Origin of the sequence: Citrobacter sp. Awk 4 (genome assembly GCF_028069725.1) — a bacterium.
Classification (GTDB): domain Bacteria; phylum Pseudomonadota; class Gammaproteobacteria; order Enterobacterales; family Enterobacteriaceae; genus Citrobacter_D.
Genome location: NZ_JANEWG010000001.1, coordinates 87,560 through 111,256, shown reverse-complemented (window position 1 = coordinate 111,256; position 23,697 = coordinate 87,560). Strand labels below are relative to the sequence as shown.

Sequence of the window (23,697 nt, the reverse complement as noted above, 5' to 3'; positions counted from 1 at the left end):
TTAGCTGGAATTTGGGTATCGTGGCTCTTTGTGCTAAACTGGCCCGCCGAATGTATAGTACACTTCGGTTGGATAGGTAATTTGGCGAGATTATACGATGATCAAACAAAGGACACTTAAACGTATCGTTCAGGCGACTGGCGTCGGTTTACATACCGGCAAAAAAGTCACCCTGACATTACGCCCTGCGCCGGCCAACACCGGGGTCATCTATCGTCGCACCGACTTGAATCCACCGGTAGATTTCCCGGCCGATGCCAAATCTGTGCGTGATACCATGCTCTGTACGTGTCTGGTTAATGAGCATGATGTACGGATTTCAACCGTTGAGCACCTTAACGCTGCTCTGGCGGGCCTGGGCATCGATAACATTGTTATCGAAGTCAATGCTCCGGAAATCCCGATCATGGATGGCAGTGCCGCTCCGTTCGTCTACCTGCTGCTTGATGCAGGTATCGAAGAACTGAAAAGCGCCAAGAAATTTGTACGCATCAAAGAGACTGTTCGTGTCGAAGATGGTGATAAGTGGGCTGAGTTCAAGCCGTACAATGGTTTTACGTTGGATTTTACCATCGACTTTAACCATCCGGCGATCGACTCCAGTACACAGCGCTATGCAATGAACTTCTCTGCGGACGCGTTCATGCGCCAGATCAGCCGTGCGCGTACTTTCGGCTTCATGCGTGATATCGAATATCTGCAGTCTCGTGGTTTGTGCCTGGGCGGCAGCTTCGATTGTGCCATCGTTGTTGACGATTATCGCGTATTGAATGAAGACGGCCTGCGTTTTGAAGATGAATTTGTTCGTCACAAAATGCTTGATGCTATCGGTGATTTGTTCATGTGTGGTCACAACATTATCGGTGCATTTACCGCGTATAAATCCGGTCATGCGCTGAATAACAAACTGCTGCAGGCAGTCCTGGCTAAACAGGAAGCCTGGGAATTTGTGACCTTCCAGGACGACGCAGAACTGCCGTTGGCTTTCAAAGCGCCTTCGACTGTACTGGCATAAACGACACACCCTGTCGCATAAATTCGACTGGTTAATCTGGCACTCTCTCCGGCCAGGTAAGCCAGTCGTTTTTTTTTGTAGCGTGCCCGCCATTTTTTCTGATGCGATTTTTATGTGTTGCTGAATCGAAATGCAGCGCGTTCGCTGCTTTCTTAAGCATTTTTACCCTTAGCTTTTTGTCATTCCTGCTGTAGTACAGCGGTATTAGTGATAAGATTTGTGCGCAAAAATAACGTTTAGAAAGCATAAACTCGATTATCGGGCTTTTAAGGTGGCAATGACGTGAGTGGAATACTGACGCGCTGGCGACAGTTAGGCAGACGGTACTTCTGGCCGCATCTCTTATTGGGGATGGTCGCGGCGAGTTTTGGTCTGCCCGCTCTCAGTAACGCTGCCGAGCCTAATACGCCAGCAAAAGCGACAGCCAGCAATCACGATCAATCTGCGAAAGTAAATTTTAGCCAGCTTGCGTTGCTGGAAGCGACCAACCGCCGTCCGAATTTTACCGTCGATTACTGGCACCAGCATGCGATTCGGACGGTTATTCGCCATCTTTCCTTCGCAATGGCGCCGCAAGCGCTACCCGTTGCTGAAGAACCGTTACCGCTTCAGGCGCATCATCTTGCTTTACTGAATACGCTCAGCGCTATGCTGACTCAGGAAGGCCAGCCGCCTGAAATCGTGCGTCATCTGGCGTACGCCCATTTTACGCCTCAGGCTGTATTTAACGTTTCCGTCTGGATTAGCCAGGCGCAAGGAATACGTGCCGGTCCTCAACGCCTCAGCTAACAACAAAAAAACCTTTAATTCATTTTTATGACTTCGCTTCGCGGGGCGTTTGAGATTTTATTATTATGCTAATCAAATTATTAACGAAAGTATTCGGTAGTCGTAACGATCGTACGTTACGTCGCATGCGCAAAGTGGTCGGCGTGATTAATGCCATGGAACCGGAGATGGAAAAACTCTCCGATGACGAACTGAAAGCGAAAACGGCAGAGTTTCGTGCACGTCTGGAAAAAGGCGAAACTCTGGAAAGCCTGATTCCGGAAGCCTTTGCGGTCGTCCGTGAAGCCAGTAAACGTGTCTTCGGGATGCGCCACTTTGACGTTCAGTTGTTAGGCGGCATGGTTCTTAACGATCGCTGCATCGCGGAAATGCGTACCGGTGAAGGTAAAACCCTGACCGCAACGCTGCCTGCCTACCTGAACGCATTAAGCGGTAAAGGTGTGCATGTGGTGACCGTGAACGACTACCTGGCACAGCGTGACGCCGAAAATAACCGCCCACTGTTTGAATTCCTCGGTATGAGCGTCGGCATCAACATGTCTGGCCTGCCTGCGCCTGCAAAACGTGAAGCATACGCGGCGGACATCACTTACGGTACTAACAACGAATACGGCTTTGACTATCTGCGCGACAACATGGCGTTCAGCCCTGAAGAACGCGTTCAGCGTAAACTGCACTACGCGCTGGTGGATGAGGTGGACTCCATCCTGATCGATGAAGCACGTACACCGCTTATCATTTCTGGTCCGGCTGAAGACAGCTCGGAAATGTATAAGAAAGTGAACAAAATCATTCCGCGCCTGGTGCGCCAGGAGAAAGAAGACTCCGACACTTTCCAGGGCGAAGGCCATTTCTCTGTCGATGAGAAAGCCCGTCAGGTGAACCTGACCGAACGTGGTCTGGTGCTGATCGAAGAACTGCTGGTGAATGAAGGCATCATGGATGAAGGTGAGTCGTTGTACTCGCCGGGCAACATTATGCTGATGCACCACGTCACCGCGGCGCTGCGCGCGCACGTGCTGTTCACCCGCGACGTCGACTACATCGTGAAAGATGGCGAAGTCATCATCGTTGACGAACATACCGGTCGTACCATGCAGGGGCGTCGCTGGTCTGACGGTTTGCACCAGGCCGTTGAAGCAAAAGAAGGCGTGGATATCCAGAATGAAAACCAGACGCTGGCTTCCATTACTTTCCAGAACTACTTCCGTCTGTACGAGAAACTGGCCGGTATGACCGGTACAGCAGATACCGAAGCATTTGAATTTAGCTCTATCTACAAGCTGGATACCGTTGTGGTTCCGACCAACCGTCCAATGATCCGTAAAGACATGCCGGACCTGGTCTACATGACGGAAGCGGAAAAAATTCAGGCGATTATTGACGATATCAAAGAGCGTACTGCGAATGGTCAGCCAGTGCTGGTCGGTACTATCTCTATCGAGAAATCCGAGGTGGTTTCTAACGAGCTGGTGAAAGCGGGTATCAAACATAACGTTCTGAACGCCAAATTCCACGCCAACGAAGCGGCGATCGTTGCACAAGCGGGTTACCCAGCGGCAGTGACCATCGCGACTAACATGGCGGGTCGTGGTACCGATATCGTGCTGGGGGGGAGCTGGCAGGCTGAAGTGGCTGAGCTGGAAAATCCAACACCGGAGCAGATTGCGAAGATTAAAGCAGACTGGCAGGTACGTCATGATGCGGTGCTGGCATCGGGCGGTTTACACATCATTGGTACCGAACGTCACGAATCTCGTCGTATCGATAACCAGCTTCGTGGCCGTTCTGGTCGTCAGGGCGACGCCGGTTCTTCCCGTTTCTATCTGTCGATGGAAGATGCGCTGATGCGTATTTTCGCCTCTGACCGTGTTTCAGGAATGATGCGCAAACTCGGCATGAAACCGGGTGAGGCCATTGAGCACCCGTGGGTGACCAAAGCGATTGCTAACGCTCAGCGTAAAGTAGAAAGCCGTAACTTCGATATTCGTAAGCAACTGCTGGAATATGATGATGTGGCGAACGATCAGCGTCGTGCTATCTATACCCAGCGTAACGAACTGCTGGATGTGACCGACGTAAGCGAAACCATCAACAGCATCCGCGAAGATGTGTTCAAAGTCACCATCGATGCCTATATTCCGCCGCAGTCGCTGGAAGAGATGTGGGATGTCCCTGGGCTGCAGGAACGCCTGAAAAACGATTTTGATCTCGACATGCCGATTTCAGAGTGGCTGGATAAAGAGCCTGAACTGCACGAAGAAACGTTGCGTGAACGTATCCTGGCGCATGCTATCGAAGTTTATCAGCGCAAAGAAGAGGTTGTCGGTGCAGAAATGATGCGCCACTTCGAGAAGGGCGTTATGCTGCAAACGCTCGATTCGCTGTGGAAAGAGCACCTGGCGGCAATGGATTACTTGCGTCAGGGTATCCACCTGCGTGGCTATGCGCAGAAAGATCCGAAGCAGGAATATAAACGTGAATCTTTCTCCATGTTTGCTTCTATGCTGGAGTCACTGAAATACGAAGTGATCAGTACGCTGAGCAAAGTTCAGGTTCGCATGCCGGAAGAGGTTGAAGCCATGGAACAGCAGCGTCGTGAAGAAGCTGAGCGTTTGGCGCAAATGCAACAGCTTAGCCATAAAGGTGATGATTCCGCAGTGGCAGAAGAGCTGGCTGCGCAAACGGGCGACCGTAAAGTGGGGCGTAACGATCCATGCCCTTGCGGTTCCGGTAAAAAATACAAACAGTGCCATGGTCGTCTGAGCTAAGGTCTGAATAAAAACGATAAAGGCGCAGATATCTGCGCCTTTTTTATGGACGAGAGAAAATGAAGATTCTGCAAATCGCCGTCGGGATAATTCGTAACCCGCAGAACGAAATTTTTATTACCCAGCGTGCCGCTGATGCCCATATGGCGAATAAACTGGAATTTCCTGGTGGGAAAATTGAGTTGGGCGAAACGCCGGAACAGGCGCTGATTCGTGAACTCCAGGAAGAGGTCGGTATTACGCCTCAAGATGCGACGTTATTTGATACGCTGGAATACAAGTTCCCGGATCGGCATATCACCCTCTGGTTCTGGCTGGTCGAAAGCTGGGAAGGGGAGCCGTGGGGAAGGGAAGGACAACCCGGTCAGTGGATTGCCCAGAGCGAGCTGGATGCGAAAGATTTTCCACCGGCAAATGAACCCGTGATTGCGAAGTTAAAGCAGAATATATAGTCCGTAGGCCGGATAAGGCGCTGTCGCCATCCAGCAGCGCCGCCCGACGGATCAGCAGCAGATTTACCGCTGTTCTTCACTCCAGTCATCACTCTCTGACAGATCGCCTGAACTGGGAATACGTTTTTCTTCGGCTGCCCATTCCCCTAAATCGATCAACTGACAGCGTTTGGAACAGAATGGACGGAATGGACTGATTTCGCCCCAGACAACATTTTTACCGCAGGTTGGGCAGTTTACGATGGTTTGTTCAGACATTTTCGCTCCTTAAACTCACTTCTTAACAACATGCCAGCTCAAAGTCCAGGCGTTCAGGAACCAGGCCATTTTCACTGTCCAGCGGCATAAAACGGATCGCAAAACGGCTTTTGTGCCCTGAAATTTGCGGATAAAGCTGTGAGTCCAGCGTCAGTTGTAGGCGCAACAGGTCTGCATCGTCACCGTTATCCTGATAGAAACCATTCAGGCTGGTTTGCTTACGGAAGGGGGCTGAATTTCGGATCAGATCCAGGATCAGCGTCAATGCCTGATTCAGTGGATTCAGGCTCGTAAGCCATGTTTCAACCTGGGCATCGCGGTGCGATTGCGGCAGATGCAGCCAGATGTGCAGCGTTGGCAGATCAAAACTGCAGCAGCCACCTGGAATGCTCAGACGCTGGCGCACCAGAGCGATGAGGCGATCTTCACGCAGCTCCTGCCCAATTCGTGGCGCTGAAATCAAAATGCCGCCAGCCGTTTTTAATTGCTGGCGCAGGGCATCGATTCGACTTTGATCAACACCAGGCACTTCCATCCAGGCCTTAAGCTTACGCTGCTGGCGTTCAAGCTCTTTGAGAAGTTCTGTGCGCACTTCGCCGCGCTCAAACACGTCCAGCAAGTCACCGATATTACGGAAGAAATGCAGTGCTCCAGCATGATCTGCAATAGGGAGCTTGACGGAGAGTTGTTGAATTAGAAACTCAATGCGCAACCATGTACGCATCTTCTCATTGAGAGGGTGTTCAAAAAGGACCTGGGTGTGCATTACGGTTTTTCCTGTGAGACAAACTGCGACGCAAGTTGTAAATAGTGCGCGTGCAGGCGTGCGACATCCGATGCGATGGCATCCGGTGCGCCGTTATTATCAATAACATCATCCGCCACGGCAAGACGCGCTTCACGCGTCGCCTGGGCAGCCAGAATTTGTTCAACATGCTCACGCGTCACATCATCGCGTTGCATGGTTCTAAGGCGCTGCGTCTCCGGAGTGACATCGACTACGAGCACGCGATCGGCCTTTTTGTAGAGCGCATTCTCAACCAGCAGCGGCACCACCCAAAGCACGTAAGGTGATGTGGTTTGCTGAAATTGCCGCTGGGTTTCCTGCTGAATGAGCGGGTGCAGCAAGCCATTTAGCCAGGATTTCTCTTCTGGTGCAGCAAATATGCGTTCACGCAACACCCGCCGTTGCAACGAACCGTCCGCAGCGATAACGCCTGAACCAAAATGTTCCGCAATCGCGCTTAGGGCGGGTTGACCGGGTTCAACCACCTGGCGAGCTATAATATCTGCATCAATTACGTTAATTCCGAGGTCAGCAAATGCATTTGCAACGGTGCTTTTACCACTGCCGATGCCGCCCGTTAAGGCTACCGTATACCTCATATAATTTGATCCCGGGAAATTGATTTTGATAATCAAATGGTTAAAAGTTAAACATGCGAAGGCGAGGTTGTTGCGGGGTTTGCCCACTGTTCGCCAGGTAAATTTATGGGATTGTAGCGTAAAAAAAGAGAATTTCGCAGTCTTGCGAAGCCATGATTAGTGCGTATGATAGCGTCACTGGAGTTGTGCTCTCATTCTCATAGCCATTAACCCCAGGAATCCGCACATGCGTATCGAAGAAGATCTGAAATTAGGTTTCAAAGACGTTCTTATCCGCCCTAAGCGTTCTACTCTCAAAAGTCGTTCCGATGTTGAACTGGAACGTGAATTTACCTTTAAACACTCCGGTCAGACCTGGTCTGGCGTCCCGGTTATTGCGGCGAATATGGACACCGTTGGCACATTTTCGATGGCTGCCGCTTTGGCCTCTTTCGATATTCTGACCGCTGTCCACAAGCACTACTCCGTTGAAGACTGGAGCGCGTTTGTCAGCGAAGCATCTGCAGATGTGATTAAGCACGTGATGGTCTCTACCGGGACTTCTGATGCTGATTTTGAAAAAACGAAACAGATTCTGGCCCTGAACCCGGCGCTGAACTTTGTCTGTATTGATGTGGCAAACGGTTACTCTGAACATTTCGTACAGTTTGTGGCGAAAGCGCGTGAAGCATGGCCAACAAAAACCATCTGTGCAGGTAATGTGGTCACCGGTGAAATGTGTGAAGAACTGGTGCTTTCCGGCGCGGATATCGTGAAGGTCGGGATTGGCCCTGGCTCTGTATGCACCACCCGTGTGAAAACTGGCGTTGGCTATCCGCAGCTTTCTGCTGTGATTGAATGTGCTGATGCGGCACATGGTCTGGGCGGCATGATTGTCAGCGATGGCGGTTGTACGATGCCAGGCGATGTTGCCAAAGCCTTTGGCGGTGGCGCGGACTTTGTGATGCTGGGCGGAATGCTGGCGGGTCATGAAGAAAGCGGCGGGAGAATTGTTGAAGAGAACGGCGAGAAGTTCATGCTGTTCTACGGTATGAGCTCAGAGTCTGCAATGACTCGCCACGTAGGTGGCGTTGCGCAATACCGTGCCGCAGAGGGGAAAACCGTTAAGCTGCCGCTGCGTGGTCCGGTTGAAAACACCGCGCGTGATATCCTTGGCGGTTTGCGTTCTGCCTGTACTTATGTTGGGGCATCCCGTCTGAAAGAGCTGACCAAGCGCACCACCTTTATTCGCGTTCAGGAACAAGAAAACCGCGTTTTCAATAGCCTGTAATCGCTTGTGCTGGCGCGGTGTTCCGCGCCAGCTTCGCACTACCCTCCACTCATTGCATCCCCGAGATGGAAAATAGGCAAATACATTGCCACCACCAGCGTTCCTATAATTAACCCGGTTACCACCAACAGCGTGGGTTCCAGCAGTGCCGCCAGGTTATCTGCCAGCGAGAGCGTATTTTCACTGTGATGTCGGGCAAGGTTATGCAGCATCGTATCCAGCGATCCAGAGGCTTCTCCGGTTCTCACCAGTTGCAGACATAAAGGACTAAATTCTCCGGCATTTTTGAACGCCAGCCAGATGGGGTGCCCTGCGGTAATGTCGTTCTGTATTTGCAGCAGCTGTTGCGACCACCAGGGGCATACTATCGTTTCTCTTACGCTCTCCAGTCCTTGTAAAAACGTGATACCCGCACTTTGCGTCAGCGCCAGAATGGTAAATATTTGAGTGAGTTTCTGCCCCCGCGCCAGACGACCAATCACCGGGGTTCGAAGCAGAAGGCGCTGGCGCACGATCTGCCAGGATGGTTTTCGTCGTAGCATCGTATTTGCTATCGCTAACACGATGCAAAGCAATGTCAGTAGCCATCCTGAGGACGCCGTAAAATCAGCGAATGTCATAACCCCTCGCGTCAACGTGGGTAGTGGTGTATTGAACGTTTTATAGATGGCAGCAAATTCCGGCAGAACAAAGTGCAGCATGGCGAGAACGACCAGTACCGCCATGGTTAAAATGATGTTGGGATAGCGCAGTGCTTTTTTCACTTTTTCCGTAAGTAGCTGCTGCGCCTTCTGCTGGCGAGCGAGTTCAAAACAGCATTCATCAAGCTTACCTGTTAGTTCTCCAGTACGAATCATCGCCTGATAGAGCGGGGGAAAGACATTTGACCATTGCGACAGCGCGCTGGAAAACGGTATTCCCTGTTCCAGGTCGTGAGCCAGAACATGTAACAATGCTCGCCATTGCCCACTGGGATGTTGCCCGGCAAGTAATGTTAGCCCTTCAGAAAGTGTCAATCCTGCTTTGAGGAGTGTTGCCAGCTGGTAGATAAGTTCTGCCGTTTTCTCTGCACGCCATTGTGCGGTTTTCACGCCGATACGCCTGACACGAAGCGGTGTAATGTGCTGCTGTGCCAGAGCGATAAGCAGTAATACCCGGTTTTCAGCCCACAACGTGCCGTCTGCACAGACGCCTTCGTCGTTAAGGCCCTGCCAACGCCAGAGTTGTTTAGCTACCATGAGGCATACCCAGTACACGGATCAACTCTTCAAATGTTGTTAATCCTTGTTCAACGGCCTGGCAGCCATTGGCAAAAAGCGAACGCATACCGGCCTGCTGAGCATGGGATTCAAGTGTTTCAATGTCGGTTCCATTAGCGATGAGTTGCCTGAGCGCTGGCGTTATGGGCAGAACTTCGAACAGTGCCGTGCGCCCATAAAACCCGTGGTGACAATTTTCGCAACCGGGCGCCTGCCAGCGCGGTAGCCACGTGGGCCATAGTGTGGCTGGGAGTACGATGGAATCTCCAGTGATATGCCGACAGTGCGGGCACAGTTTTCGCACCAGACGCTGTGCAACCACCAGCGTCAGCGCAGAGGAAAGCATCCAGCGCGCCACGCCCATTTGCTGCAAACGGACCAATGTTTCAATGGTTGAGTTGGTATGCAGCGTAGAGAGCACCAAATGGCCGGTTTGCGCCGCTTTAATAGCAATTTCCGCCGTTTCTCCGTCGCGGATTTCCCCAACCATGATGATATCGGGATCCTGGCGCAGCAACGCACGTAATACACCCTGGAAGGTGAGACCCGCACGAGGGTGAATTTGTGTCTGGTTAAGACCTTCAATGGGGATTTCGACCGGATCTTCTACGCTACAGAGGTTAAGGTCTGGCATGTTGCGTGTTTGCAATGCGCTGTAGAGTGTGACGGTTTTTCCGCTCCCGGTCGGGCCTGTGACCAATACCAGCCCCTGTGGTTGCTGTAGCGCCTGTATGAATTCGGTTAACTGGAGTTCCTGCATCCCCAGCATTTTTATGTCCAGCGCCTGATGGACCTGGTGTAGCAGGCGGAGCACCACTTTCTCTCCGCCCCGACAGGGAAGCGTGGCGATGCGAAATGAGACTGCGCTCCCGGTTAATTCGATGGTGAACTGCCCATCCTGTGGGAGGCGATGTTCCGCAATGTCCAGATTCCCCAGCACTTTCAGTCTTGCAGTCAGCGCAGTCCCCGTGTCTGACGAAATGTTCGGCAAGGCGTGTAGCACGCCGTCCACGCGCAGTCTGATTCGGTAATGGTTTTCAGTCGGCTCAATGTGAATATCAGAGGCGCGTTTTGCCAGTGCCGCCTGTAAGGTCTGATGCAGCAATCCGGCAGCGGTGAGGCTGTTTTCCGGGATAGCTGTCGAGGGCGCCTGGCGAGGTTGGTGCAGATGGCTTTCCATTTGTTGTTGGGTCCAGCACACGAGATCGATCCGTTTTTGCGTTGCGAACCGCAGAGCATCCAACAATTCCTGAGAGGGCGAATCGACCACAGCGATATGGACAGTATCGCTATCCACACTGATGAGTATGGCCTGATGGCGCTGGCACAAGGCCCGAAGTTGTGCGTCGTTCATTGTTGAACCTCAATTGGCGTCAAAGCGAAAAACGTCTTCGCAGGCTTGCTGCAATGCGCTGTCATTTTGGATCGCGCAAACGCGTGTCCAACCAGTAATACCGTTAGCGTTATCCCAGCCAGGCGTCATGGTGACGCTCAGACCATTGAGGCTTTCTTGTCCGGTAAGGATGACGACACCTTTCGCTATGCTCATTTCGGAGACATAGCGGGTGGTTGTGGGGGACGGAATACCATTGGTACCGGCATTACACGTATCCATCCCGCCGTGGTCCAGCGCGCACAGTTCTACTGCTGTGCGATAGGGGACGAATGTTTGCAGCATGTCGGTCAGTGCCGCTTTACGCAGGTAGTTCTGGTAAGCCGGAATACCAATTGCACTTAAAATGGCGATGATGCCAATGACGACCATCAATTCGATAAGCGTGAAGCCGCGTTGCTTGTCCATTGTCTGCTCCTTGAGTTAGCTGGCGCTACTGTGGCAAACAGGCGGGGTAACGGCGAGAGACAAAAAACAGAACGGGAAGGCGGGTTCAGGCGTATTTATGTTGGTTTCAAAGCCAGACAGAACATTTGCGAAGAGGCTCGAAGAAAATGCCGGATGGCGGCGTAAATGCCTTATCCGGCCTACAAAAGAAGCGAGGATGCCAGGCCCGATAAGCGTAGCGCCATCGAGCAATGCAATCCGCTATTAACGAAAGCGCATGGAGAGATCCAGCGCGCGCACGTGTTTGGTGAGTGCGCCTACGGAGATGAAATCGACACCCGTTTCGGCAAATTCACGCAGGGTTTCATGGGTCACATTACCTGAAACTTCCAGTCGCGCCTGACCGTTAGTGCGTTTAACCGCCTCACGCATTTGATCTGTTTCGAAATTGTCCAGCATGATGATATCTGCGCCCGCTTTCAGTGCGTCGTCCAGCTCATCCAGATTTTCAACTTCGACTTCTACCGGAACATCCGGGTGCAGCCAGAACGCTTTTTCAACGGCCTGGCGTACGGAACCAGAGGCAATAATGTGGTTCTCTTTGATCAAGAATGCGTCAGAAAGACCTAACCGATGGTTTGCGCCGCCGCCGCAGAGTACCGCGTATTTTAGCGCAGTGCGCAGACCAGGCAGCGTTTTGCGGGTATCCAGTAACTGGGTATTTGTGCCAGCAAGCAGATCGACATATTCGCGTACCACACTGGCAACGCCAGAGAGTGTTTGAACGAAATTTAGCGCAGTGCGTTCACCTGTCAGCAGAATACGAGACGGGCCATCAAGTTCAAATAACGGTTGGTTGGCTTTGATGCTATCGCCATCTGCGACATGCCAGGTAAGGTTTACATCGTCGCCTGCCAGTTGAATAAAGACCTCTTCAACCCAGCGTTTGCCGCAAAATACGCCATCTTCGCGGGTAATCACGATAGCATGGGAACGAGTGTTCTCTGGCAGAAGTTGCGCGGTAATATCGTTACTGGCGTCAACTTCTCCGCCTAAATCTTCGCGCAGCGCCTGGGCTACAGCGGCAGGGATATCCAGATTTATGCGTTCCAGCAGCGCGTCACGTCGGTAGTCAGGGTTATAGCGGCGAGGCGGCATGATAAAACTCCAAATTGCTAACGAATCATAAGGTAGAAACATGCTACTCTGAACCGGATATCAGCACCACATTTAAGGAGATCTTGCATGTTGTTAGACAAGGGATGGCTGGCAGAGGCGCGACGCGTCCCCTCTCCGCATTTCGATTGCCGCCCGGATGACGAAATCCCTTCATTGTTGGTGGTGCACAATATCAGCTTACCGCCCGGTGAGTTTGGTGGCCCCTGGATTGATGCATTATTCACAGGAACTCTGGATCCCGATGCCCACCCGTTTTTTGCCGGGATTGCGCACCTGCGTGTTTCTGCCCATTGTCTGATTCGCCGCGATGGCGAAATCGTCCAGTATGTTCCTTTCGATAAGCGAGCATGGCATGCAGGGGTGTCGAATTATCACGGGCGTGAGCGCTGTAATGATTTTTCCATCGGTATTGAGCTGGAAGGTACAGACACGTTGGCCTATAGCGATGAACAGTATCAGCAACTGGCCGCAGTGACGCGTACGCTAATTGCGCTTTACCCGGCAATAGCCAACAACATGACCGGACATTGCGATATCGCGCCTGAGCGTAAAACCGATCCTGGCCCATCGTTTGACTGGGCGAAGTTTCGCGCTCTGGTCACCCCCTCGTCGCACAAGGAGATGACATGACGCTGTTTACAACATTATTGGTGCTGATTGTTGAGCGCCTGTTTAAGCTGGGTGAGCACTGGCACCTCGATCACCGACTGGAGGCGTTATTCCGCCGCATTAAGCATTTTTCGATGCTGCGAACGCTGGGAATGACGGCGATTGCAATGGGTATCACCTTTTTGCTGCTGCGCTCACTGCAAGGTTTACTGTTCAATGCCCCAACGCTTGCGGTCTGGATCCTGATCGGTCTGCTCTGTGTCGGTGCTGGTAAAGTGCGTCTGCATTATCACGCCTATCTGAATGCGGCTTCTCGTGATGACGCGCATGCACGTGAGGCGATGGCCAGCGAGTTGACGCTGATCCACGGTGTTCCACCGGAGTGCAATGAGCGCGAGTTTCTGCGTGAACTGCAAAATGCGCTGTTATGGATTAACTTTCGTTTCTATCTGGCGCCGCTGTTCTGGTTTATTGTCGGTGGTTCGTGGGGACCCGTGACACTCATGGGTTACGCCTTTTTACGTGCATGGCAATCCTGGCTGGCGCGTTATCAGAGTCCGCATCAGCGTCTGCAATCAGGGGTTGATGCCATTCTGCATGTGGTGGACTGGATCCCTGTGCGTCTTGCTGGTGTGGTTTATGCCTTGCTGGGGCACGGTGAGAAGGCGCTACCTGCCTGGTTTGCATCGCTGACGGATCTGCACACCTCGCAGTATCAGGTGCTGACGCGTCTGGCGCAGTTCTCACTGGCGCGGGAGTCGCATACGGGCAAAGTGGAAACGCCGAAAGCCGCGGTTTCTATGGCGAAGAAGACGTCGTTTGTGGTGGTGGTAGTGATAGCACTGCTGACGATTTATGGGACGCTGATTTAGGCCATTGTTGCCGGATGGCGCTGCGCTTATCCGGCCTACAAAAGATATTGGCCCGGTCGCTTTGCGCTTCCGGGCAATCATTCAAAGCGTGTCTGCAGGCGGGATGCCAAAATCAGGCATCCCGTTTTCCTTCCAGTGAACTAACTTCAGGCGGGTGTGACGATTAGGATCGTAGAGCGGATCGCCTTCGATTTCGGTGTAGTTACGTGCGTGATAAATCAGCACATCTTCTCCCTCCGGTGTTTTTGTAAAACTGTTATGCCCTGGGCCGTACTGGCGGTTTTCATCGCTGGTGGTAAAGACCGGATGCGGTGATTTTTGCCAGTTATCCGGGTTCAGTGGATCGGCATCTGCCGCAATCCACAGCAACCCCATACAGTAGTTTTCATCCGTGGCGCTGGCCGAATAGCTGATAAATAGTGTGTCATCGTGTCGTAAAACGGCGGGGCCTTCGTTGACCAGGAAACCTCGACATTCCCAGTCATACTCGGGTTTACTCAGCATGACCGGCTCACCTTTGAGCGTCCACGGATTGGATAGCTCAGCAAGATAGATGTTCGAGTTTCCGGCGATATCCGGCGATTTTTGCGCCCACAGATACCACTGTTTACCCTGATGGTTAAAGGTGGTGGCATCCAGCGCGAAGGTGTCGAATGGAGTTGTGATCTGGCCTTTTTCAACCCAAACGCCAGTGAGCGGGTCGGCATTTGCACACTCGAGAGCGAACATGCGGTGCTGGAACATGCCTAAAGAGTCGAGTGCCTGGGTGTGCGCGGCGGCAAAATAGATGTACCACTTATTTTCAATGCGGTGCAGTTCTGGCGCCCAGATCAGTTCGCTCATTGGGCCGCTTTCTGGTTTACGCCAAACCACAACGGGCGTGGCGTCACGCAATCCTTCCAGCGAATTGGCCCGACGGATCTCCAGGCGATCGTATTCCGGTACGGAAGCAATGAAGTAATAATGGCTGCCGTCCTGGAGGATAAACGGATCGGCGCGTTGCTCAATAAACGGATTTGGCCAGGTGTGCATTAGGCTTTCCTTACTGTTTCTGCAGATTGAATGTCCTGATACTCGTTGAGTTCGCGGTAGTTGATGCGACGTTTCTCCAGATCGGCCTGAATCTGTTGCATAAGTTCACGATCGACTTTCAGCAGGCGGACCACGCCCGCAGTGATCAGGTAACCAATACCAGGAATGATCGTGAACAGCAGCATAATGCCATTGATGGCATTGTCACTTTGCGCTTTTGCTCCCGCGTCGTAGCCGTACCAGGAGAGCAGGAAGCCCACCATCGCCCCGGCAATCGCCAGACCTAATTTCAGGAAGAACAGGTTGCCGGAAAAACTGATCCCGGTGATACGTTTACCTGTTTTCCATTCGCCGTAGTCATCGACGTCCGCCATCAGTGACCAGTGCAGTGGAGAAGGGATCTGATGGAGAATATTGAGCAGCACGTACAGTACGACAATCGTTGTTGTCGCATGCGGGTCGAGGAAGTAAAACGCGCAGGAGAAAATCGCCAGTACGATGTTGGTCCAGAAAAATACCTTCAATTTGCACCAGCGATCCGTTAGCACTTTCGCCAGCATACTGCCTCCCATCATACCGACCACGCCCAGGCTGATAAACAGCGTTGCGAAATGGGTACTCTGTTGCATAACCCAGGTGACGTAATACATGGTAGCCGCCATGCGAATAAATCCGGGGCAAACATTGCACAGGGTTAACAGCAGGATTTTAACCCACTGGTCGTTCTTCCAGACGTCTTTGAGGTCCGCTTTTAAATCGTCGTTGGTCGGGACCGCCGGACGTACACGCTCGCGCACGGTGGCGAAGCAGAACAAGAACATGCACATGCCGATAAAAGCCAGCACGGTCATCGCCATCTGATAACCTTTGGCTTTGTCTTCGCCGCCAAACCAGTCTGCCATCGGTAAGAGCGTGAGCGACAGCAGCAGGGTTGCGATCCCCACCAGTACAAAGCGATAAGACTGACAGGCGACGCGCTCTTTCGGGTCGTTGGTAATCACACTGCCTAAAGAGCAATAGGGAATGTTGATGGCGGTGTAAGTGATGGATAACAGGAAATAGGTGACAAACGCATAGATAACCTTGCTGTTGTAGCTCCACTCAGGTGTGGTAAACATCAGTACGCTAAACAGGGCATAGGGAAAGGCAATCCACAGTAACCAGGGGCGGAAACGCCCGTATTTGCTGCGCGTCCGGTCTGCCAGAGCCCCCATAATCGGGTCAGTGACGGCGTCAATGACGCGCACAGAAAGCAGCAACACGCCGACCAGTGCCGGAGCCAGACCAAATATATCCGTATAAAAATAGTTAACAAACAGCATAATAGCGCCAAAGATGATGTTACATCCGGCGTCACCCATGCCATAACCGATCTTTTCTCTTACAGACAGCTTACGCGTTTCCATTGAGAATTCTCCCCTATCAGGTGTAAAGAGGATTATTCGCCCCGTTGTGGGTTATTGCGTTACAGTAAAACGTCACGGATATGGACAAAATAGCTATGCGCGGGAAAGTGTGAGGCAGGTAACAACCCTCACCCAGGCGGGTGAGGGTAGAGAAGATTAATGCACTTTTACGGCTTTAGCGGTTTTCTGTTTGCACAGATAACCGACGCCCAGGATCACCAGCCAGACCGGGATCAGCCAAACGGAGATCGCCATACCTGGCGTCATCAGCATAATCACCAGCACTGCCGCCATGAAAATCAGGCAGATCCAGTTACCTAACGGATAAAACAGCGCCGGGAAGCGGGTGGTGACACCCTGTTGTTCTTTAGCGCGGCGGAACTTGATATGCGCGAGGCTTATCATGGCCCAGTTGATGACCAGCGCAGAGACCACCAGCGCCATCAACAGACCAAATGCAGATTCTGGCGCCAGGTAGTTGATCAGTACGCACAGGGCGGTGACCAGCGCAGAAACCAGAATAGTGTTCACCGGCACGCCACGTTTATCGACACTCATCAACGCCTTCGGCGCGTTGCCCTGCTGAGCCAGGCCGAACAGCATACGGCTGTTGCAGTACACGCAACTGTTATAGACAGAAAGAGCGGCGGTCAGTACCACAACGTTCAGCGCATTCGCCACAAAGGTGTCGCCCAGTTCGTGGAAGATCAGAACGAATGGGCTGACGTCAGCGGTTACACGCGTCCAGGGCATCAGAGAGAGCAGGACGGCCAGCGAACCCACATAGAAAATCAGGATACGATAGATAACCTGGTTAGTGGCTTTCGGGATACTTTGCTCCGGATTATCCGCTTCCGCAGCGGTGATCCCGACTAATTCAAGACCGCCAAACGAGAACATGATGATGGCCATCATCATGACCAGTCCGGTGAAGCCATGTGGCAGGAAGCCGCCTTGATCCCACAAGTTGCTGACGCTGGCCTGCGGACCACCGTTGCCGCTGAACAGCAACCAACCGCCGAACAGGATCATCGCTACAACAGCGATAACCTTAATAATGGCGAACCAAAACTCCATTTCACCGAACACTTTGACGTTGGTCAGGTTAATGGCGTTGATGGCAATAAAGAAGACGGCAGCTGAGACCCAGGTCGGGATTTCCGGCCACCAGAACTGGACATACTTCCCAACGGCGGTCAGTTCCGCCATCGCAACCAGCACGTACAGTACCCAGTAGTTCCATCCGGAGGCAAAACCTGCAAATCCACCCCAATATTTGTAGGCAAAATGGCTGAAGGAGCCCGCTACCGGCTCTTCAACGACCATCTCACCTAACTGACGCATGATTAAAAAAGCGATAAAACCGGCGATCGCATAACCCAGAATAATGCCGGGCCCTGCAGACTGAATAACGGAAGCGCTACCCAGGAACAGCCCGGTGCCTATCGCGCCACCCAAAGCGATGAGCTGGATATGGCGGTTTTTAAGGCCGCGCTTTAGCTGCTCGCCATGCTGTTGACCATCCATCATGAAACCTCGTGTGTGGTTTTACTCTTCATATTCCAGGCGGCTTCGGCGCTGCCCGCACTATTTTGAGTCATTATTTTTGAACTACGCAGTGATGCGTGTGTAAGTTTGCAATTCCGTTTGTTGTATTGTTTTGTTTACAGTCGTGAAATCTAAAATGTTACACAAAGACTTTTGTCTTATTCAGAATAATGGTATGCGGGCGCGAATGCACCTGCTTTATGAAGGGTGGGAGACGACTTGAATAAAAAGAAACCATTTGTAAATGCCATCTCACCGAAAGCTCTGTTTGCAATATGCATATTTATTCGGTGTTTAGGCAGTTGAAATTAATAACTAAGCAGGTGAATCGGTTCAGATGGGATATTTTTCCGTTTCAATTACGTTAAATCTTCTTGCCCGTGGGTAAATTTAACATTTGTGCATGGTTACATGTTTGAAACGTTATTTCTGTAATCTTGTTAAAATGTGCTTGGTTTACTGATTTCAATCAAAACCTGTATGGACAGAAGGTGAATACTTTGTTACTTTAGCGTCACGAACGTGAAATTGGTAAGACCAATTGACTCCGGGCAAATGGCTTAAGACAGGGAATCATGGCCTACAGCAAAATTCGCCAACCTAAATTATCCGATGTGATTGAGCAGCAGCTGGAGTTTTTAATTCTTGAGGGGACTTTACGCCCCGGCGAAAAACTCCCACCGGAACGCGAACTGGCAAAACAGTTCGATGTCTCCCGACCCTCCTTACGCGAGGCGATCCAACGTCTCGAAGCGAAGGGTCTGCTGCTTCGTCGCCAGGGCGGCGGGACTTTTGTTCAGAGCAGTTTGTGGCAGAGTTTTAGCGACCCACTGGTAGAACTGCTCTCCGATCACCCTGAATCCCAGTTTGACCTGCTCGAGACGCGCCATGCGCTGGAAGGCATTGCTGCATACTACGCGGCACTGCGCAGCACGGATGAAGACAAGACTCGCATTCGTGAACTCCACCATGCCATTGAACTGGCGCAACAGTCCGGCGATCTGGACGCAGAGTCCGACGCGGTCCTCCAGTATCAAATTGCGGTCACTGAAGCGGCGCACAATGTGGTGTTGCTCCATTTACTGAGATGTATGGAGCCGATGCTGGCGCAAAACGTTCGTCAAAACTTTGAATTGCTGTATGCGCGTCGGGAGATGCTGCCGCTGGTAAGCGGTCACCGTACTCGCATTTTTGAAGCGATTATCGCCGGGAATCCCGAAGAGGCGCGTGAAGCGTCGCACCGTCACCTGGCGTTTATCGAAGAGATTCTCCTGGACCGAAGCCGTGAGGAAAGCCGTCGTGAACGCGCCTTACGCCGCCTGGAGCAGCGAAAGAATTAGTGATTTTTCTGGTAGAAAGTTAACCAGAAGATGTTGTAAATCAAGCGCTATTTAACGCGCGGCAACTAAACGCAGAACCTGTCTTATTGCGTTTTCCAGCGAAAATGCAATGGGACAGGTTCCAGATAACTCAACGTATTAGATAGATAAGGAATACCCCCATGTCAGAACGTTTCCCAAATGACGTGGATCCGATCGAAACTCGCGACTGGCTACAGGCGATCGAATCGGTCATCCGTGAAGAAGGTGTTGAGCGTGCTCAGTATCTGATTGACCAGCTTCTTTCTGAAGCCCGCAAAGGCGGCGTGAAAGTGGCTGCAGGTGCAGGGGCCAGCAATTATGTAAACACTATTGCCGTTGAAGATGAGCCGGAATACCCGGGCAATCTGGAGCTGGAACGCCGTATTCGTTCTGCTATCCGCTGGAACGCCATCATGACCGTGCTGCGTGCGTCTAAAAAAGATCTGGAATTGGGGGGCCACATGGCATCCTTCCAGTCTTCCGCAACCGTTTATGATGTTTGCTTCAACCACTTCTTCCGTGCACGCAACGAGCAGGATGGCGGCGACCTGGTGTACTTCCAGGGTCACATCTCCCCGGGCGTTTACGCACGTGCATTCCTCGAAGGCCGTCTGACTGAAGAGCAGATGGACAACTTCCGTCAGGAAGTGAATGGCAAAGGTCTGTCTTCTTACCCGCACCCGAAACTGATGCCGGAATTCTGGCAGTTCCCGACCGTCTCTATGGGTCTGGGCCCAATCGGTGCAATCTACCAGGCTAAATTCCTGAAATATCTGGAACACCGTGGCCTGAAAGATACCTCTAAACAGACCGTTTACGCGTTCCTGGGCGACGGCGAGATGGATGAGCCGGAATCCAAAGGTGCGATCACCATCGCTACCCGTGAAAAGCTGGACAACCTGGTCTTTGTTATCAACTGTAACCTGCAGCGTCTTGACGGCCCGGTCACCGGTAACGGCAAGATTGTCAACGAACTGGAAGGCATCTTCGCGGGTGCTGGCTGGAACGTGATTAAAGTGATGTGGGGCGGTCGTTGGGATGAGCTGCTGCGTAAAGATACCAGCGGTAAACTGATCCAACTGATGAACGAAACCCTTGACGGTGACTACCAGACCTTCAAATCCAAAGATGGCGCTTACGTTCGCGAGCACTTCTTCGGTAAATACCCGGAAACCGCAGCGCTGGTCGCTGACTGGACTGATGAGCAGATCTGGGCACTGAACCGTGGTGGTCACGATCCGAAGAAAGTTTACGCTGCACTGAAAAAAGCGCAGGAAACCAAAGGCAAAGCTACTGTCATCCTCGCCCATACCATTAAAGGTTACGGCATGGGCGACACCGCCGAAGGTAAAAACATCGCGCACCAGGTGAAGAAAATGAACATGGACGGCGTGCGTCATATCCGCGACCGTTTCAACGTTCCAGTCACCGACGAGCAGGTTGAAAAACTGTCTTACATTACCTTCCCGGAAGGTTCTGAAGAGCACACCTATCTGCACGCTCAGCGTCAGAAACTGCACGGCTACCTGCCGAGCCGCCAGCCGAACTTCACTGAGAAGCTGGAACTGCCTACCCTGGAAGACTTCGGTGCGCTGCTGGAAGAGCAGAACAAAGAGATCTCCACCACTATCGCTTTCGTTCGTGCCCTGAACGTGATGCTGAAGAACAAGTCGATCAAAGATCGTCTGGTGCCGATCATCGCTGACGAAGCGCGTACTTTCGGTATGGAAGGTCTGTTCCGTCAGATCGGTATTTACAGCCCGAACGGCCAGCAGTACACCCCGCAGGACCGTGAGCAGGTTGCTTACTACAAAGAAGACGAGAAAGGTCAGATCCTGCAGGAAGGTATCAACGAGCTGGGCGCAGGTTCTTCCTGGCTGGCCGCTGCAACCTCTTACAGCACCAACGATCTGCCGATGATCCCGTTCTACATCTACTACTCCATGTTCGGGTTCCAGCGTATCGGCGACCTGTGCTGGGCAGCAGGTGACCAGCAGGCTCGCGGCTTCCTGATCGGTGGTACTTCTGGTCGTACGACGCTGAACGGCGAAGGTCTGCAGCACGAAGATGGTCACAGCCATATTCAGTCTCTGACTATCCCGAACTGTATCTCTTACGATCCGTCTTACGCGTACGAAGTTGCGGTCATCATGCACGATGGTCTGGAGCGTATGTACGGTGAGAAACAAGAGAACGTTTACTACTACATCACCACGCTGAACGAAAACTACCACATGCCGGCAATGCCAGCAGGTGCCGAGGAAGGTATCCGTAAAGGTATCTACAAACTCGAAACCCTCGAAGGTAGCAAAGGTAAAGTTCAGCTGCTGGGCTCCGGTTCTATCCTGCGTCACGTCCGTGAAGCAGCGCAGATCCTGGCGAACGACTACGGCGTAGGTTCTGACGTGTATAGCGTCACGTCCTTCACTGAACTGGCGCGTGATGGCCAGGATTGTGAGCGCTGGAACATGCTGCACCCGCTGGAAACTCCGCGCGTTCCGTACATCGCTCAGGTGATGAACAACGCTCCGGCTGTGGCATCTACTGACTATATGAAACTGTTTGCCGAACAGGTTCGTACTTATGTACCGGCTGATGATTACCGCGTACTGGGTACCGACGGTTTCGGTCGCTCTGACAGCCGTGAAAACCTGCGTCACCACTTCGAAGTTGATGCTTCCTATGTGGTAGTAGCGGCACTGGGCGAACTGGCTAAACGTGGCGAAATCGATAAGAAAGTGGTTGCGGACGCAATCGCCAAATTCAACATCGATGCAGAAAAAGTTAACCCGCGTCTGGCGTAAGAGGTAAAAGAATAATGGCTATCGAAATCAAAGTACCGGACATCGGCGCAGATGAAGTTGAAATCACCGAGATCCTGGTCAAAGTGGGCGACACCGTTTCCGCAGAACAGTCGCTGATCACCGTAGAAGGCGACAAAGCCTCTATGGAAGTTCCGTCTCCGCAGGCTGGCGTTGTTAAAGAGATCAAAGTCTCTGTCGGCGACAAAACCGAGACCGGCAAACTGATCATGATTTTCGATTCCGCCGACGGTGCAGCAGCAGCTGCACCTGCTCCGGCAGAAGCGAAAAAAGAAGCGGCTCCGACAGCAGCACCTGCTGCTGCCGCGGCGAAAGATGTTCATGTACCGGACATCGGCGGTGACGAAGTTGAAGTCACTGAGATCATGGTGAAAGTCGGCGACACCGTTGCCGCTGAACAATCCTTGATCACCGTTGAAGGCGACAAAGCCTCTATGGAAGTCCCGGCTCCGTTCGCGGGCGTGGTTAAAGAGATCAAAATCAGCACCGGCGACAAAGTGTCTACCGGCTCTCTGATTATGGTATTCGAAGTGGCGGGTGCTGCACCTGCTGCTGCGCCAGCACAGGCGGCTGCACCAGCAGCAGCGGCTCCTGCGGCTTCCGGTTCTAAAGAAGTAAACGTACCGGACATCGGTGGCGACGAAGTTGAAGTGACCGAAGTGATGGTCAAAGTGGGCGACAAAATTGCCGCTGAGCAGTCGCTGATCACTGTAGAAGGCGACAAAGCCTCTATGGAAGTTCCGGCGCCGTTTGCGGGCACCGTGAAAGAAATCAAAATCAGCACCGGCGATAAAGTGAAAACCGGTTCTCTGATTATGGTCTTCGAAGTGGAAGGCGCTGCGCCTGCTGCGGCTCCGGCTGCTGCTCCAGCACCAGCTGCTGCCGCTGTGGCTCCGGCTGCTAAAGCAGCGGCACCGGCAGCGATTGCAGAAGGCAAATCTGAGTTTGCTGAGAACGACGCTTACATTCATGCGACCCCGCTGATTCGCCGTCTGGCGCGCGAGTTCGGTGTGAATCTGGCGAAAGTGAAAGGCACAGGCCGTAAAGGTCGTATCCTGCGCGAAGACGTTCAGACTTACGTGAAAGAGGCTATCAAGCGCGCTGAAGCGGCTCCGGCTGCCGCAGCGGGTGGCGGTATCCCGGGCATGCTGCCGTGGCCGAAGGTTGACTTCAGCAAGTTCGGCGAAATCGAAGAAGTGGAACTGGGTCGTATCCAGAAAATCTCTGGTGCTAACCTGAGCCGTAACTGGGTGATGATCCCGCACGTTACGCACTTCGACAAAACCGATATCACCGATCTGGAAGCGTTCCGTAAACAGCAGAACGCCGAAGCTGAAAAGCGCAAACTGGACGTGAAATTCACCCCGGTTGTCTTCATCATGAAAGCCGTTGCGGCGGCGCTTGAGCAGATGCCTCGCTTCAACAGCTCTCTGTCCGAAGATGGTCAGCGTCTGACGCTGAAGAAATACATCAACATCGGTGTGGCGGTTGATACCCCGAATGGCCTGGTGGTTCCGGTCTTTAAAGACGTGAACAAGAAGAGCATCACCGAGCTGTCTCGCGAACTGACCACCATCTCCAAAAAAGCGCGTGATGGTAAGCTGACGGCTGGCGAAATGCAGGGCGGTTGCTTCACTATCTCCAGCATCGGCGGCCTGGGTACCACCCACTTCGCGCCGATTGTGAACGCGCCGGAAGTGGCTATCCTCGGTGTTTCTAAATCGGCAATGGAGCCGGTATGGAACGGGAAAGAGTTTGTTCCGCGTCTGATGATGCCAATCTCTCTCTCCTTCGACCACCGTGTGATCGACGGTGCTGATGGTGCGCGCTTTATCACCATCATCAACAACACGCTGTCTGATATTCGCCGCCTGGTGATGTAATCGAA

Annotated in this window: 20 protein-coding genes; 10 read left to right on the top strand and 10 right to left on the bottom strand. The window is 52.4% G+C overall.

Translation table 11 applies throughout. The annotated features are described in order from the left end of the window. Nucleotides 1-97: 97 nt before the first annotated feature. The 4 genes from lpxC to mutT all read left to right on the top strand — a co-directional run bounded on the left by lpxC (nucleotide 98) and on the right by mutT (nucleotide 5,027). The gene (gene lpxC / locus NNO04_RS00495; protein ID WP_162381022.1) at nucleotides 98-1,015 is read left to right on the top strand and encodes a UDP-3-O-acyl-N-acetylglucosamine deacetylase; all 918 of its coding nucleotides are present in this window, start codon (nucleotides 98-100) and stop codon (nucleotides 1,013-1,015) included. Nucleotides 1,016-1,297: 282 nt separating this feature from the next. Continuing rightward, the gene (gene secM, locus NNO04_RS00490) at nucleotides 1,298-1,804 is read left to right on the top strand and encodes a secA translation cis-regulator SecM (protein ID WP_271442994.1); all 507 of its coding nucleotides are present in this window, start codon (nucleotides 1,298-1,300) and stop codon (nucleotides 1,802-1,804) included. Nucleotides 1,805-1,869: 65 nt separating this feature from the next. Next, nucleotides 1,870-4,575, top strand: coding sequence for a preprotein translocase subunit SecA (gene secA / locus NNO04_RS00485; protein WP_271442993.1), 2,706 nt, complete (start codon nucleotides 1,870-1,872; stop codon nucleotides 4,573-4,575). 59 nt (nucleotides 4,576-4,634) lie between these two features. After that, on the top strand, nucleotides 4,635-5,027 hold the full coding sequence (gene mutT / locus NNO04_RS00480) for an 8-oxo-dGTP diphosphatase MutT (RefSeq protein ID WP_271442992.1): 393 nt from the start codon (nucleotides 4,635-4,637) through the stop codon (nucleotides 5,025-5,027). 63 nt (nucleotides 5,028-5,090) lie between these two features. On the opposite strand, the gene yacG is transcribed toward mutT, so the two are convergent. From yacG to coaE, 3 genes are read right to left on the bottom strand one after another with little or no spacing between them, the layout of a single operon-like run. After that, nucleotides 5,091-5,285 (bottom strand): DNA gyrase inhibitor YacG, encoded by a 195-nt coding sequence (gene yacG, locus NNO04_RS00475; RefSeq protein WP_162381029.1) that lies wholly within the window; start codon nucleotides 5,283-5,285, stop codon nucleotides 5,091-5,093. Nucleotides 5,286-5,307: 22 nt separating this feature from the next. Beyond that, nucleotides 5,308-6,051: a cell division protein ZapD gene (zapD, locus tag NNO04_RS00470; protein WP_271442991.1), complete on the bottom strand. Its 744-nt coding sequence runs from the start codon at nucleotides 6,049-6,051 to the stop codon at nucleotides 5,308-5,310. Continuing rightward, complete coding sequence (gene coaE, locus NNO04_RS00465; protein ID WP_271442990.1) at nucleotides 6,051-6,671, bottom strand: dephospho-CoA kinase; 621 nt, start codon at nucleotides 6,669-6,671, stop codon at nucleotides 6,051-6,053. Before coaE ends, zapD begins: the two co-directional genes overlap by 1 nt. Before the next feature lie 226 nt (nucleotides 6,672-6,897). Here coaE and NNO04_RS00460 point away from each other — a divergent pair, with 226 nt between their 5' ends. Next, nucleotides 6,898-7,941, top strand: a complete 1,044-nt coding sequence (locus NNO04_RS00460) for a GMP reductase (protein WP_271442989.1) — start codon at nucleotides 6,898-6,900, stop codon at nucleotides 7,939-7,941. 38 nt (nucleotides 7,942-7,979) lie between these two features. On the opposite strand, the gene hofC is transcribed toward NNO04_RS00460, so the two are convergent. The 4 genes from hofC to nadC all read right to left on the bottom strand — a co-directional run bounded on the left by hofC (nucleotide 7,980) and on the right by nadC (nucleotide 12,138). Next, the gene (gene hofC / locus NNO04_RS00455) at nucleotides 7,980-9,179 is read right to left on the bottom strand and encodes a protein transport protein HofC (RefSeq protein ID WP_271442988.1); all 1,200 of its coding nucleotides are present in this window, start codon (nucleotides 9,177-9,179) and stop codon (nucleotides 7,980-7,982) included. Next, complete coding sequence (gspE, locus tag NNO04_RS00450; protein WP_271442987.1) at nucleotides 9,169-10,554, bottom strand: type II secretion system protein GspE; 1,386 nt, start codon at nucleotides 10,552-10,554, stop codon at nucleotides 9,169-9,171. Before gspE ends, hofC begins: the two co-directional genes overlap by 11 nt. Nucleotides 10,555-10,563: 9 nt before the next feature. After that, nucleotides 10,564-11,001, bottom strand: a complete 438-nt coding sequence (ppdD, locus tag NNO04_RS00445) for a prepilin peptidase-dependent pilin (protein WP_271442986.1) — start codon at nucleotides 10,999-11,001, stop codon at nucleotides 10,564-10,566. 243 nt (nucleotides 11,002-11,244) lie between these two features. Next, on the bottom strand, nucleotides 11,245-12,138 hold the full coding sequence (gene nadC / locus NNO04_RS00440; RefSeq protein WP_271442985.1) for a carboxylating nicotinate-nucleotide diphosphorylase: 894 nt from the start codon (nucleotides 12,136-12,138) through the stop codon (nucleotides 11,245-11,247). An 87-nt stretch (nucleotides 12,139-12,225) separates the two neighbouring features. Between nadC and ampD the strand changes: the two genes are divergently transcribed. Beyond that, complete coding sequence (ampD, locus tag NNO04_RS00435; protein ID WP_271442984.1) at nucleotides 12,226-12,789, top strand: 1,6-anhydro-N-acetylmuramyl-L-alanine amidase AmpD; 564 nt, start codon at nucleotides 12,226-12,228, stop codon at nucleotides 12,787-12,789. Beyond that, the gene (ampE, locus tag NNO04_RS00430) at nucleotides 12,786-13,640 is read left to right on the top strand and encodes a beta-lactamase regulator AmpE (protein ID WP_271442983.1); all 855 of its coding nucleotides are present in this window, start codon (nucleotides 12,786-12,788) and stop codon (nucleotides 13,638-13,640) included. Before ampD ends, ampE begins: the two co-directional genes overlap by 4 nt. An 81-nt stretch (nucleotides 13,641-13,721) precedes the next feature. Here ampE and NNO04_RS00425 read toward each other — a convergent pair whose 3' ends face one another. From NNO04_RS00425 to aroP, 3 genes are all read right to left on the bottom strand, one after another. Continuing rightward, nucleotides 13,722-14,672: a glycoside hydrolase family 43 protein gene (locus tag NNO04_RS00425; protein WP_271442982.1), complete on the bottom strand. Its 951-nt coding sequence runs from the start codon at nucleotides 14,670-14,672 to the stop codon at nucleotides 13,722-13,724. Continuing rightward, nucleotides 14,672-16,078, bottom strand: coding sequence for a glycoside-pentoside-hexuronide (GPH):cation symporter (locus NNO04_RS00420; RefSeq protein WP_271442981.1), 1,407 nt, complete (start codon nucleotides 16,076-16,078; stop codon nucleotides 14,672-14,674). The genes NNO04_RS00425 and NNO04_RS00420 overlap by 1 nt, the downstream gene beginning before the upstream one ends. A gap of 156 nt (nucleotides 16,079-16,234) precedes the next feature. Further along, the gene (aroP, locus tag NNO04_RS00415; protein ID WP_271442980.1) at nucleotides 16,235-17,608 is read right to left on the bottom strand and encodes an aromatic amino acid transporter AroP; all 1,374 of its coding nucleotides are present in this window, start codon (nucleotides 17,606-17,608) and stop codon (nucleotides 16,235-16,237) included. Nucleotides 17,609-18,201: 593 nt separating this feature from the next. On the opposite strand from aroP, the gene pdhR reads away from it, so the two are divergent. The 3 genes from pdhR to aceF all read left to right on the top strand — a co-directional run bounded on the left by pdhR (nucleotide 18,202) and on the right by aceF (nucleotide 23,692). Next, nucleotides 18,202-18,966, top strand: a complete 765-nt coding sequence (gene pdhR / locus NNO04_RS00410; protein ID WP_162381051.1) for a pyruvate dehydrogenase complex transcriptional repressor PdhR — start codon at nucleotides 18,202-18,204, stop codon at nucleotides 18,964-18,966. A gap of 161 nt (nucleotides 18,967-19,127) precedes the next feature. Then, entirely contained in the window at nucleotides 19,128-21,791 is a 2,664-nt protein-coding gene (aceE, locus tag NNO04_RS00405) for a pyruvate dehydrogenase (acetyl-transferring), homodimeric type (RefSeq protein ID WP_271442979.1), read from the top strand. Between the two features lie 14 nt (nucleotides 21,792-21,805). Beyond that, nucleotides 21,806-23,692 (top strand): pyruvate dehydrogenase complex dihydrolipoyllysine-residue acetyltransferase, encoded by a 1,887-nt coding sequence (aceF, locus tag NNO04_RS00400; RefSeq protein ID WP_271442978.1) that lies wholly within the window; start codon nucleotides 21,806-21,808, stop codon nucleotides 23,690-23,692. The last annotated feature ends 5 nt before the right edge of the window (nucleotides 23,693-23,697 follow it).